This window comes from Roseovarius lutimaris, from assembly GCF_900115165.1.
GTDB lineage: Bacteria > Pseudomonadota > Alphaproteobacteria > Rhodobacterales > Rhodobacteraceae > Roseovarius > Roseovarius lutimaris.
The window spans coordinates 34,789-46,668 of record NZ_FOVP01000007.1; the positions used below are offsets into that span (position 1 = coordinate 34,789).

General features: G+C 63.3%; 11 protein-coding genes. 4 read left to right on the forward strand and 7 right to left on the reverse strand.

The annotated features are described in order from the left end of the window. The first annotated feature begins 4 nt into the window (after positions 1–4). The 4 genes from BMZ91_RS07485 to BMZ91_RS07500 are packed head-to-tail and all read left to right on the forward strand — an operon-like array spanning position 5 to position 5,116. Positions 5–1,246: a TolC family protein gene (locus tag BMZ91_RS07485; RefSeq protein WP_245736248.1), complete on the forward strand. Its 1,242-nt coding sequence runs from the start codon at positions 5–7 to the stop codon at positions 1,244–1,246. Further along, positions 1,243–3,480 (forward strand): ATP-binding cassette domain-containing protein, encoded by a 2,238-nt coding sequence (locus BMZ91_RS07490; RefSeq protein ID WP_177193813.1) that lies wholly within the window; start codon positions 1,243–1,245, stop codon positions 3,478–3,480. Before BMZ91_RS07485 ends, BMZ91_RS07490 begins: the two co-directional genes overlap by 4 nt. Before the next feature lies 1 nt (position 3,481). Beyond that, a complete protein-coding gene (locus tag BMZ91_RS07495; RefSeq protein WP_092836864.1) occupies positions 3,482–4,681 on the forward strand; it encodes an HlyD family type I secretion periplasmic adaptor subunit in 1,200 nt (399 codons plus the stop codon). A gap of 9 nt (positions 4,682–4,690) precedes the next feature. Beyond that, positions 4,691–5,116: a VOC family protein gene (locus BMZ91_RS07500; RefSeq protein WP_092836485.1), complete on the forward strand. Its 426-nt coding sequence runs from the start codon at positions 4,691–4,693 to the stop codon at positions 5,114–5,116. A 95-nt stretch (positions 5,117–5,211) separates the two neighbouring features. Here BMZ91_RS07500 and dtd read toward each other — a convergent pair whose 3' ends face one another. Genes dtd through BMZ91_RS07535 form a run of 7 tightly spaced genes read right to left on the reverse strand, consistent with a single transcriptional unit; the run spans position 5,212 to position 11,878 of the window. Further along, on the reverse strand, positions 5,212–5,649 hold the full coding sequence (gene dtd / locus BMZ91_RS07505) for a D-aminoacyl-tRNA deacylase (protein WP_092836488.1): 438 nt from the start codon (positions 5,647–5,649) through the stop codon (positions 5,212–5,214). A 9-nt stretch (positions 5,650–5,658) separates the two neighbouring features. After that, on the reverse strand, positions 5,659–6,330 hold the full coding sequence (locus BMZ91_RS07510; RefSeq protein WP_092836491.1) for a nitroreductase: 672 nt from the start codon (positions 6,328–6,330) through the stop codon (positions 5,659–5,661). Further along, positions 6,327–7,370, reverse strand: a complete 1,044-nt coding sequence (locus BMZ91_RS07515; protein ID WP_092836494.1) for a trans-3-hydroxy-L-proline dehydratase — start codon at positions 7,368–7,370, stop codon at positions 6,327–6,329. The genes BMZ91_RS07510 and BMZ91_RS07515 overlap by 4 nt, the downstream gene beginning before the upstream one ends. A 3-nt stretch (positions 7,371–7,373) precedes the next feature. Further along, positions 7,374–8,516: a TFIIB-type zinc ribbon-containing protein gene (locus tag BMZ91_RS07520; RefSeq protein ID WP_092836497.1), complete on the reverse strand. Its 1,143-nt coding sequence runs from the start codon at positions 8,514–8,516 to the stop codon at positions 7,374–7,376. A gap of 52 nt (positions 8,517–8,568) precedes the next feature. Then, positions 8,569–9,690 carry an SPFH domain-containing protein gene (locus BMZ91_RS07525; RefSeq protein ID WP_092836500.1) on the reverse strand — a complete coding sequence of 374 codons (1,122 nt, stop codon included), beginning with the start codon at positions 9,688–9,690 and terminating at the stop codon, positions 8,569–8,571. Between the two features lie 22 nt (positions 9,691–9,712). Continuing rightward, positions 9,713–10,675, reverse strand: coding sequence for a DUF2927 domain-containing protein (locus BMZ91_RS07530; protein WP_092836503.1), 963 nt, complete (start codon positions 10,673–10,675; stop codon positions 9,713–9,715). Between the two features lie 3 nt (positions 10,676–10,678). Then, complete coding sequence (locus BMZ91_RS07535; protein ID WP_092836506.1) at positions 10,679–11,878, reverse strand: toxic anion resistance protein; 1,200 nt, start codon at positions 11,876–11,878, stop codon at positions 10,679–10,681. Between the last annotated feature and the right edge of the window lie 2 nt (positions 11,879–11,880).

The following is an 11,880-nucleotide window of genomic DNA, read 5'->3' on the forward strand; positions in this document are numbered from 1 at the left end:
GTGCATGTCAGGATCCGACGAGGGTGTGTCGCGATTCAATTCGGACGCGGGCCTGCGCCCCGATCAGGTGGCGCGTCAGAAAGAGGCCGCCGGATCTCCGATCATTGCCGATCTTCAGAGCCGCCGCAGCGTGCTTGTCCCCGGCGGAAGTTTCGATCAGGTCGCCAGCGGCGTGCTTGGCGCCTATAGCCGCAGCGCGGAATCCGACCTTCTGAGCGCGCGTTTGCGGGCCGAAGCGGCGTCGAAAAACTGGCTGCCGCGGATCGGCCCGAACATCAGCCTCACCAGTCTGAGCGATGTCGTCTCGCAGTTGATCGTCGAACAGGTGCTGTTTGACAATGGTCGCAAGAAGGCCGAGCGCGCCTTTGCCAAGGCCGATGTCGAGGTCGCCGCCGTGACGCTGAGCGATGACGTGAACGACCGGGTGTTTAGCGGTCTGTCGCTCTATCTTGATGCGGCCCAAGCGCGCGAACGCGTCGTGCTTGAGACCCGCACCCTCGCCGACATGAGCCGGTTTGAATATATCATGTCCGAGCGCGTCAAAGGCGGCGTGTCGGATATGTCCGACCTCAATATCCTGGGGCAAAAGCTGGCCGAAATCCGTGCCACGCTGGCCGGGCAGGCCGAGGCCGAAACCACTGCCTTGGCAGAGCTTAACGCGATGTCGGCGCGCCCGCTTGACGGCGTCAAGGGACTGAGCGAAGTGCCGATCCACATCGACGACGCCGAACCGCTTGATGTGCTGAGGGCCGAGGCCGAGAAAGAGCGCGATGTCGCAGGGGCGGTCATGGCGCGCGCCGGTCTTCTGCCGGGCCTGACGGCGGGTGGCACGATTGGCGAGAATGGCAGCGGCCTCGGCCTTAACCTGCGCTCGGAACAGCTTTTGGGGTTGGGGACCGGCGCCGAGATGCGCGCCATCGAGGCCGAGAAAGAGGCCGCAGGCCGCCGCGTGAGCCAAGCCGAAGAAGACAGCAACCGCATTCTGCAACGTCTTGAGGCGCGCCTTGCCGCGCTTTCGCGGCAGGTTGGTGAGGCAAGCGCCCTGAGCAGTGCCGCCAAGGCCAATCTCGATCTCTTTCAGGACCAGTACGATTCCGGTCAGCGTCAGGTCATGGATGTGGTCGGCGTCTATGAAACCTTTGCCGAGCGTCAGACCCGCGCCGTCAGCCTGAAATATGAGCTGGCCCTGGCTCGGCTGGAAATTGCCCGTCACCTCGGCCTCTTGGCGGACGGGAGCCGGATTTGAGCAAAGCGCCGATCGCCCTGACCATCACCAGCGGCACCAAGGGCGCAACCTTGCAAAGGGCCGCCACCGAGGGCGCAGGCGAGGCGATGCCGGTGTCGCGCTTCGGGGCGCGGGCCGAGGCACGTGCCAAGCTTGGGGCAAGCTATGGAGCGCTTCTCGGGGTCGATGTCATGGCACGCGATATCCTTGAGGCGATGATCGCCAGCGATGCCAACGGCCCGGCCAACGACCAGCCCCAGCCGCAGGCGCTTGCCGACGGGCTTGCGGCCGTCGGTCTGATCTCGCGGGTGGAAACCGTGGCTCATCCGCATCCTGATCGCTGGCCTGCATTGGCGCAGATGACCAGCGGGCAATTCGTGCTGGTGCTCGGACAGGAGCGCGACAGGCTGGTGATCCATGACACCACCTGCACCGATGATCGCACCGAGGTGTCGCTGGCCGAATTCGAGCCGTTTTTTACCGGCATGATCGTGCGCGCCGAGGCGCCGGTGCAACAGCTGAGCCGGGTGCATGACTTGCCCGAGGCCCGGGCGCATTGGTTCTGGTCGCAATTTTCCGGGTTTCAGCGGCACATCGGCGAGGTCGCGCTTGGGTCGTTCGTGGCCAATATTTTGGCCGTCGCGGTCGCGCTTTTCGCGCTTCAGGTCTATGATCGGGTGATTCCGCATCAATCCGAGGCCACGCTTTGGGTGCTGGCCGTCGGCGCCGGTCTGGCGCTGGTGATGGAGGCGGGTCTCAAGATCGCGCGGGCGCGGCTGATGGATGGGGCCGGGCGCCAGATCGAGTTGAACGTACAGAAAATCCTGATGGATCGCCTGCTTGGCATGCGATCCGAACTGGCCAGCAAGAGCCCTTCGAACCTGTTCAGCGCGATGCGCGAATTCGGCTCGGTGCGCGAGTTCTTCACCGCCTCGACCATTGGCACGTTGACCGATCTGCCGTTTATCGTGGTGTTTCTGGCGCTTGTCGCGTCGATTGCGGGCAATGTGGTCTGGGTGCTGATCGCGGGCGGGATCATCATGGTGGTGCCGGGGTTTTTGCTGCAAAAGCGGATGATGCGGCTGACGCAGGATATGCAGGGGGCGGGTGCGCGCAGTGCGCGGCTGTTGCACGAGGCGATCTTTGAGCTTGATACCCTCAAGACACAGCGCGCCGAGGACCGGTTTCGTCGTCTCTGGGGCGATCTGACGGCGCTTCAGGCGCTTAAATCCAGCGAACAGCGTCGCCTTGCCTCGGCGCTGACCTTCTGGGCGCAGGGCGTGCAGCAGGCAACCTATATCGGCGCCGTGATCCTTGGGACCTATCTTGTCTTTGCCGGTGAATTCACCGTCGGTTCGATCATCGCGGTCGGTATCCTGACCAGCCGCACCCTTGGCCCGCTGACCCAGTTGAGCGGCACTCTCGCCCGCTGGGGCAATGTCAAATCTGCCCTCAACGGGCTTGATACGATTGCCCTGGCCACGCAGGATGAGGAAGACGGGCGCAGCTATTTGCGCCGCGACCGGATCGAGGGCGCCTTCGAGCTTCGCGAGGTGCAGTTCACTTACGACGAAGGCGCGGCGCCGGTGCTGGACATCGCAGGTCTTGCCATTCAGCCGGGGCAGGCGGTGGCGGTGCTGGGCACCAATGGCTCGGGCAAATCGACGTTCCTCAAACTGCTCTCGGGGCTTTATGCGCCCAGCAAGGGCCGGGTTCTTCTGGATGGCACCGATATGGGCCAGATCGCGCCGCGCGATTTGCGCCGTCTGATCGGATATCTGGGACAGGATGTGCGGCTTTTCACCGGAAGCCTGCGCGAGAATCTGAACCTGACGCTGCTGGAACGCGACGACGGGCGTTTGATGCAGGCGCTTGATTTTGCCGGTCTGGGGCCGTTCGTGAAGAACCACCCCAAAGGGTTGGATCTTGAAATTCTGGATGGCGGTCATGGGTTGAGCCAGGGCCAGCGGCAAAGCATCGGCTGGGCGCGGCTCTGGCTTCAGGATCCGAAGATCTGCCTGCTGGACGAACCCACAGCGGCGCTTGACCAGACGCTTGAGCGGACTTTGGTGAGTCGGCTTGAAACCTGGCTCAGGGGGCGCACGGCGATCATCGCCACGCATCGCATGCCGATCCTGTCGCTGACCAGCCGCACCCTGATCCTTCAGGCCGGGCGCATGGCGGTGGATGGGCCGCGCGATCAGGTGCTTGCGCATCTGGCGCAGGCCGGACCAAACGGGCAGGGAGGTGCCTGAGATGAGCAATGCCGACATCCGTACCACCGCCGGCATTCTGACCGAGCTGAATGACCGTCTGCGCGGACCGAGCCTTACGATCTGGCTCTGTGCGCTGACGGTCTGGGCGTTCATCCTCTGGGCGGCCTTTGCCTGGATCGACGAGATCGTGCGCGCGCAGGGCGAGTTTATTTCCACGTCGCGCCCGCAGATCATCCAGAACCTTGAAGGCGGCATTCTGGCCGAGCTTCTGGTGCAGGAGGGCGATGTGGTGGCGCGCGGCGATATCCTTGCGCGGCTGCACGACACCCAGTTTGAAAGCGCCGTTGTCGACCTGAGCGATCAGATCGCCGCGCTTGACGTGCGCCGCCTGCGGCTTGAGGCCGAGCTTGCCGGGCAATATGATTTCACGGTGCCCGCTGATCTGGGCGCGCGCGCGGCGGATATGATCGCCTCGGAACGCGCCCTGCTGAAGGCCCGCCAGGAGGATTTCGTCAAGCGCAGCGAGGGCGCCAAGAGCGTTTTGAAACAGGCGGCCGAGGAAAAGCGCCTGTTGGAGAACCTGCTTGCACGCAAGATCGTCGCCCTGATCGAAGTGACCCGCGCGCGCAAGGCCCATGCCGATGCGCAAAAGCGCTATGACGAGATTGTCACCCAGGCCGAGCTTGAGCGTGCCGAGGCCTATTCCGAGACGCTCAAGGAATTGGCGACGCTCAGGCAGAACCTCAAATCCAGTCAGGATCAGCTCAACCGCACGGTGCTTCACAGCCCGCTGCGCGGGATCGTCAATAACCTTAACGTCACCACAATCGGTGGCGTCGTGCGTCCGGGCGAAGAGATCCTTGAGATCATCCCGCTGGATGAAGAGATGTTTGTCGAGGCCCGGGTCGAGCCGCGCAACATTGCCAATATCCGGCGCGGTCAAGAGGCGACGATCAAGCTGACGGCCTATGATTACACGATTTACGGCACCCTCAAGGGGCAGGTGAATTTCATCTCGGCCGATACCTTCAAGGATGAGCGTGCCCGCGATCCCGATGGCGATCCGCATTACAAGGTGACGCTGCGCGTGGATATGAGCGCGCTCACGCCCCGCCAGACGGGCATCGAAATCCGCCCCGGCATGCAGGCCGAGGTCGAGTTGCACACCGGTGAAAAGACGGTGTTGCAATATCTTCTGAAACCGCTCTACAAATCGCAACAGGCGCTCCGCGAACCCTAGGAGAGTGGCATGACCGAGCGAGGCTTTGAGGTGCGCGGATTGGGCGAAATCGCCATTCGCTGCCGTAACTTTGATGCGATGTGCAGGTTTTACAGCGATGTGATCGGTCTGGTGCCGCTGGAGGGCGCGCACCGTGATGGAATTCGCTTTTTCCGGCTTGGCAATGGGGTTGAGGGACATACCGCCGTGTTGGCATTGTTTGAGGTCACGGGGCCAGTCGCGACGGGCCTGCAGTCCTCGCTGCATCACCTTGCGCTCAGCCTGCCGCGACGGCAGCAAGCCGCCGTGGAACGCTGGTATGAGGCCCGGGGCCTTGAATGGCATGTCGAGGAGTTTGGCTGGATCGGCTGGCGTGGTGTGTTTACCAAAGACCCCGAGGGCAATACGGTCGAACTTGTCTCCTATGACCCGACGCTTGGTGGGCAAGGGGTCTGATCCAGCGGAGCGCCTTCGGCGCGCTTTTTCCGGATTCAAGATGAGGGGCGCTGCCCCTCAAACTCCCCGGGATATTGTTGGCCAGAAGAAGGGATTTAGGTGTCGATCCAGATGGTGACGGGGCCGTCGTTGGTGAGGCTTACTTTCATGTCGGCGCCGAACTGACCGGTTTGGGTGGCGATGCCCTGCGCGGCGATCCGGGCCGCGAAATGTTCATAGAGGTGGCGACCATCATCAGGGGCGGCGGCGCTTGAAAAACCGGGGCGGTTGCCGCGGCTGGTGTCGGCGGCCAGGGTGAACTGGCTTATCACCAGCGCCGAGCCGTCGACATCAAGGATAGAGCGGTTCATTTTGCCTGCTGCATCGGTGAAGATGCGCAGTTTGGCGATCTTGGCGGCAAGTTGATCGGCGGCGGCCTCAGTATCGCCTTGCATGGCGCAGATCAGGATAAGAAGGCCGGGGCCGCATTGGCCGATAAGTTTGCCGTTAACGCGAACGCTGGCCTCGCTGACACGTTGTAAAAGGGCACGCATGGGGCACCTTTACCGTGGGTCGTAGATGTCGCCGAGATCGGCGCGGGTGGTGCGAAAATTGTTGGCCGGGTGCTGTGGATCGGGCCAGCCAAAGGAGATCGCGCAGAGGATCAGGCGGTTTTCGGGAAGATCGAAATGCGCGCGGATCATCGGGGCATAGGCCGCAACCGAGGCCTGGGCGATACTGCCGAGGCCAAGTGCCGTGGCCGCCAGCGTGAAGGCGGTGATAAAGCCGCCGGTGTCCATCGCGCCATAGGGGCCGAGGGCGGCCTCGGACTGAATGATGGCGACATGCGGTGCGCCAAAGAAGTGATAGTTTTGCAAGGATTGTTCGGCCCGCGCGGCGCGGTCATTTCGCGCGATGCCCACGGCCTCATAGAGTTGCAGACCGCATTCAAGGCGGCGCGCGCCATGGGCGCCGGGATAACTTTCGGGCCAGGGCAGGTCGGGGGCGGGTGTGTCGCGCTCGACAGCGCCGAGCAGGGCGTCGCGAAAGCGCGCGGTCTCGGGGCCATGGGTGACGGTGACTTTCCATGGCTGCGCGTTGCACCATGATGGCGCGCGCCCTGCGGCCATGACGAGTTGCCGGATAGTGGCGTCGGGCACCGGATCGGGGCGAAAGCCACGGCAGGAATGGCGCGCATCAAGCGTGTTGCGAAGGCTGGAGAAATCATCGGTCATTGCGGGGCCTCCTGCGCGCCGGGCCATGTGTCAGACAGGCGATAGCCAAGCGGCCAGGGATCATCGGGGTCAAGCATCAGGCTGTGCGTTCCGGTGATCCAGGCCTGTCCCGAGATTTCGGGCAGAATCGCGGCGGTGTCGCTCATCTCTAACGTGTCAACGATAGTGCCGTCAAAGCGAGATCCGATCAGCGAGGTCGCGCTATAGTGATCGCCGACGCCCATCTGACCGCGCGCGTGCAGCAAGGCCATGCGCGCCGACAAGGCCGTGCCGGTGGGCGAACGGTCGATCTTGCCGGGGCGGATCGCCACCGCGTGGCGCGCCATAAGGCCGGTATCAGTGGTCACTGGCGCGGTGGCAAAGAGGCAGAACGAGATATGGCGCCAGTCGGGATTGCCCGGGTGGTGAAAGCCAAGCTGCGCGGTGGCGGCGGCGCTGATGCGGGTGCCAAGCTCTGCCAGGTTGCGCGCCGCGTCGGGCACAAGATCAAGCCCAAGCGCCGGGGCATCGACTACCACGAAGCTATCGCCGCCAAAGGCGGTATCGACGGTGATCTCGCCGAGGCCCGGCACATCAAGCGTGGCGTCAAGATGCGCGGCAAAGGAGGGCAGATTTTGCAGGCGAATGCGCGTGACTTTGCCGCCCGCACATTCGGCGCGCACCGCCACAAGGCCGCCTGGCGCCTCAAGCACAAGGTGGGTTTCTGGCTCTGACATCGCCAGAATGCCGGTTTCCAGCAGAACGGTCGCGACGCAGATCGTGTTTGAGCCGGACATTGGCGGGGTGTCGGCGGGTTCCATGATGATAAACCCCATATCGGCGCGCGGATTGACCGGCGGCACAAGCAGGTTCACATGGCGAAACACCCCGCCGCGCGGCTCGTTCAGAACGAATTGGCGCAATTGATCGTCACGCGCGATAAAGCGGGACTTTTCCCACATCGTGGCGCCGGGGGGCGGGGCCACGCCGCCGGTGATGACATCGCCAACCTCGCCGCCCGCATGGGCCGATACAATCTGGATGTTGCGGCTCGATCGCATGGCTCAGAGCCCCCCTTGATTCAAAGCCACGACATAACCCACACCCGCCGCAATAACAGCACCGATCAGCACTGCAAAGGCGATTTTCCAGGCCGAGTAGGGGCGTTCGCCCTGTACCTGCCCGGTGCGGCCATTGACCACGAAGCGATAGGTCTTGCCGCGATATTTATAGGCCGCAAGCCAGACCGGCAGCAGGATATGTTTGAAGGTCACATCGCTCACCTGGGTCTGGATGTCGTGGATGCGTTGGCGATCGCCGCCGATGTCAAAGCGCACATCGCGCGCGATCACCCGGTCCATATGGCTGCGCGCCTCGGCAAAGCCGGTCTCAAGTTCGACGGTATAACCCTCGGCCCGAAACCCGGCGAGATATTCCGGGCGGTAGGGCTCAAGCGCGGCCAGGTCCCAGGGCTCAAGCGCGTCGGTAAAGCGTTTCGGCAAAGAGGTCGAGGCCAGCACAAGCACGTCATCAAAGAACCGCGCGACACGGCCCGACACCGCGCGCCAGCGAACCTTGGCGACCTTGACCTGACGGGTCTTGCCATCGCGCACCACGCTTTGAGTGACGTAATAGATCGTGCCATGTTCGCCGCGATAGGCGGATTTGGTATCGGCATCGAAGGTCCAGTAGGGCACGTAAATCCCCTCCATCGCGCGGCCCTTGCGGGCATATTCGCGCAGGCCGTTCGGGGCAAACCAAAGGCGGCCAAGCCAGTCGGTCATCGCCTTGCGTGCGGTGCCCTCGTCAAGGCCAAAGGGTAAAAGCGCGCGCGGTTTGATATGGCGATGGGTGCCGGTATCGGTGACCACGGGCGAGGCGCAAAACGGGCATTCGCTGGCATGGGTGGCCTCGTCAAGCGCAACCTGCGCGCCGCAACTTGTGCAAGTGGTAACGCGGGTTTCCTCGATCTCCTGTGCGGGCAGTTGGGCGTTGATCGCGGCGTTGAAGTCAAGCTCGCGGATGCCGCCCGTCCATGGGCCGCCGGTGTCGATGGCGCAGGTATCGCCGCAGTGGTCACAGACCAATTGCCCGCGATCGGGATCGAACCGGTAATCGGCGCCACAGCTTTGGCAAGGAAAGCGGTGCTCGCCGAGGTCTGTCTTCGCGGTCGCTCCGGGCGCGGGGGGCGGTGTGATATCTGTCATGGCGCTGCGGGGCCTTATGGAATGTAATTGAATGCGCGGCGACGCATCGGCTTCAGGCTCCGGGCGGCGGCGGCGGCAGAACGGTAAAGAGTTGCGCCAGTTCGGCCACATCCTCGGCCAGCATCCAGCCGTCCTGTCCGGGGGTCCAGACATGGGTCTGACGGGTCAGCTTGCCCTCGCGCGCCATCCGCCCCATCGCGGCCTTGGAAAATGGGCCGCTGGTCTCGCCGCCCTCGGCGATATGCCAGACATGCTCCACCGGCGGCGGCGGTGGCGGGGTTTGCGAGGCCGGCTGAGAGGCCGGACGAGCGCCCCAGGGGCCTTGCTCTGCCATCTGCTGGGCCATCGCCATGCCCATCCCCATGCCAAGACCCGCGCCCATACCACCGCCCCCGGCGGGGTTTTGCGCGGCGGCGGTCATTGCCTCGGCGGTCGAATATTGCGTGAAACGGTTCAGGTCACCGGCCAGCCCCATTGAGGTGCGCTTGTCCAGCGCCGCTTCTACGGCGGGGGGAAGCGAGATGTTTTCGATATAGAACTCGGGGATGCTCAGGCCATAGTCGGCCACCACGGCGGAAATCTCCGTCGCCACCAGCTTGCCCAGATCGGCGGTATTGGCGGCCATGTCGAGCACCGGAATGCCCGCCCCTGCGATGATGCGCGAAAAGGCCTGCACGATGATGTTGCGGATCTGATAGCTGATCTCGTCCATGGTGAATTCGCCATCGGTGCCGACAATCTCGGTCAGGAACTTGGCCGCATCGGTGACCCGCACCGTATAGGTGCCAAAGGCGCGGATGCGGGTCGGGCCAAATTCCGGATCGCGCAGCATGATCGGGTTCTTGGTGCCCCATTTCAGGTTATTGAACCGGGTCGTGTTGACGTAATAGATCTCGGATTTGAACGGCGAGCGAAAGCCGTGATCCCAATGGTTGAGCGTGGTCAGGATCGGCATGTTGTTGGTTTCCAACATGTAAAGACCGGGCGTGAACACATCGGCCAGTTGCCCCTCATGCACAAACACCGCCGCCTGACCTTCGCGCACCGTCAGCTTGGCGCCGTATTTGATCTCATGCCCCTCGCGCTCGAACCGCCAGACCATGGTGTCGCGGGTGTCGTCGGTCCAGTGGATGACGTCGATGAACTGACCTGAGAGGAAATCGAAAATGGACATCGGGAAACTCCTGTATCGCGGTTTAGACCGGGCCGCCTCTGCGTTCGTCAAGCAGACGGCGGATGATCGGGCGCGCCTGATCGGCGGTCATGCCCGGCAAAAGATCGGGGGAATAGAGCAGGCGCAACAACTCTTCGTCATGGGTTGTCAAAAGTGCAAACTCATCGTCGTCGTTAAAGATCGAGGGGCGCGCCTGCGGGCTGTCGTCGGCAAGACCAAGGCCCTGCGCCAACTCTTCATGCACACAGGATTGCCGCATCAGATCGGGATGCTCGGCGCGGATAAAGGCGATGGCGCGGCGATAGGTGAAATCCTCGCCCTCGCCGGAAAATGCCACCACCAGACAGTGGATGGTACGCGGCATATCGCGGAAAATCGCAATCGTCGACGGGCCCGCATTGGGCACGATCTGGCGAATGCGCGCAAGCGCCTCGCCGCGATCATCCTCGCCCATGATCAGCACATGAAAATTGGGCTTGCTGCTGTTCGCACTGATCGGGTGGCGGGTGATGCGGGCCAGTCGCGTGGCATAATCCGTGACCATCGCCTTGTCGCGGGCGCGCTGCTCATCGGGCACCGAGCGGCCAAACTCTACCGCCATGCGCACCGGTCGATCCCATTTGCGCAGACCGCCGGCCCGCCCGGTCGAGGGGCGAAATCCGGCCCCCTGCGCATATTCGTCGTAAAACGCGATCCGCTCGAAATTGCGCGCCAGATCGGTATCGGTATAGGGCGTGTCCGGCCCGCCGCCATCGCGGCGCAACAGCCCGCGATTAAGCAGGTCCGCCTCAAGCCGTCGGTAATACTGCGCCAATGCCAGGCTATTGGCTGAGGGCGCCGCAGAAGCAGGCGGCGCCACAAGGCCCGCCGGGCGCCCGACCGGGCGCGCGGATGGGGTCGGCGCCACCGCGTCACAGCCCGCCATCGCCAACAACCCAAGCACGACAAGCCCTGATCTTGTGACCTCGCGCCACCCCAACGTCATGCCTCAGCCTTTGGGCACGGAGGTGCCGGCGTTGTCGCCCACACCATCCTTGCGCGCCTTGGCAGAGGCCAGCGTGTCGCGCAACTCGGCCTCCATCTTCTTGAGATCGTCCTCGGCAGCGGCGCGTTTGGCCTTGCCTTCGTCGGCGATCTGGAGGCTTTCCTGAATGGTGCCGATCAGATCGGCATTGGCCTGTTTGACCGCCTCGATGTCGAACACCCCACGCTCCATTTCCTCGCGGATCATCTTGTTGCTCGACCGCAGGTTCTTGGCGTTCGCGGTCAGCAGTTCGTTGGTGAGATCATTGGCGGCGCGCACCGAAGCGGCGGCCTCGGCCGAGCGCTGGATCGTCACCGCTTGCGCAAGCTGGGTTTCCCAGAGCGGCACGGTGTTCACAAGCGTCGAGTTGATCTTGGTGACCAGGCTCTTGTCGTTTTCCTGCACCAGACGGATCGAAGGCAGCGATTGCATCGTCACCTGACGGGTCAGCTTGAGATCATGCACCCGGCGCTCAAGATCGTCGCGCGCGGCGCGCAGATCGCGCAATTCCTGCGCTTTCATCACCTGATCATTCTCCGGCGCGGCCTCGACGGCGGCCTCGGCAGCGGGGATGTCCTTGGTGTCGAGCTCTTTCAACTTGGCCTCGCCGGCGGCGATATAAAGCGCAAGCTCGTCATAAAACGCCAGGGTCTTTTCATAGAGCATATCAAGCGATTTGATGTCCTTGAGCAGGGTATGCTCGTGGCTCAGAAGGTCATCGGTGATCCTGTCGATCTGGCCCTGGACCTGTTCAAACCGTGCGGTGAACTTGGCAAAGGGCGCGGCGCGGCCCAAAAGCTTTTCCCACCAGCTGCGCTCGCGGCGCACGTCAAGCTCGCTTACCGCAAAGCCGCGGATCGTGGTGACGATCCCGCGCAGGCTGTCGCCTGCCGGGCCCACATCCTTGTTGCGCACGCCCTGAAGCATGGCCTGGCTGATTTCCTGCAATTCGGCCTGCGCGGCAGAACCGAACGAGACGATCGACTGAGTATCGCCCATGTCGATCTCGGCCATCCGGCTGGTGATCTCGGCACTGGCCCTGGCATCGGCCTTGTCCAGCGCCACAATCGCGCCGGCCTCTGCCGGGGCGGGCAGGACGGCGCGGCTTACGGCCTCGACATCGGCCAGGGCGGCCTCGGCTTTTTGGCGAATGCTATCTGACATGG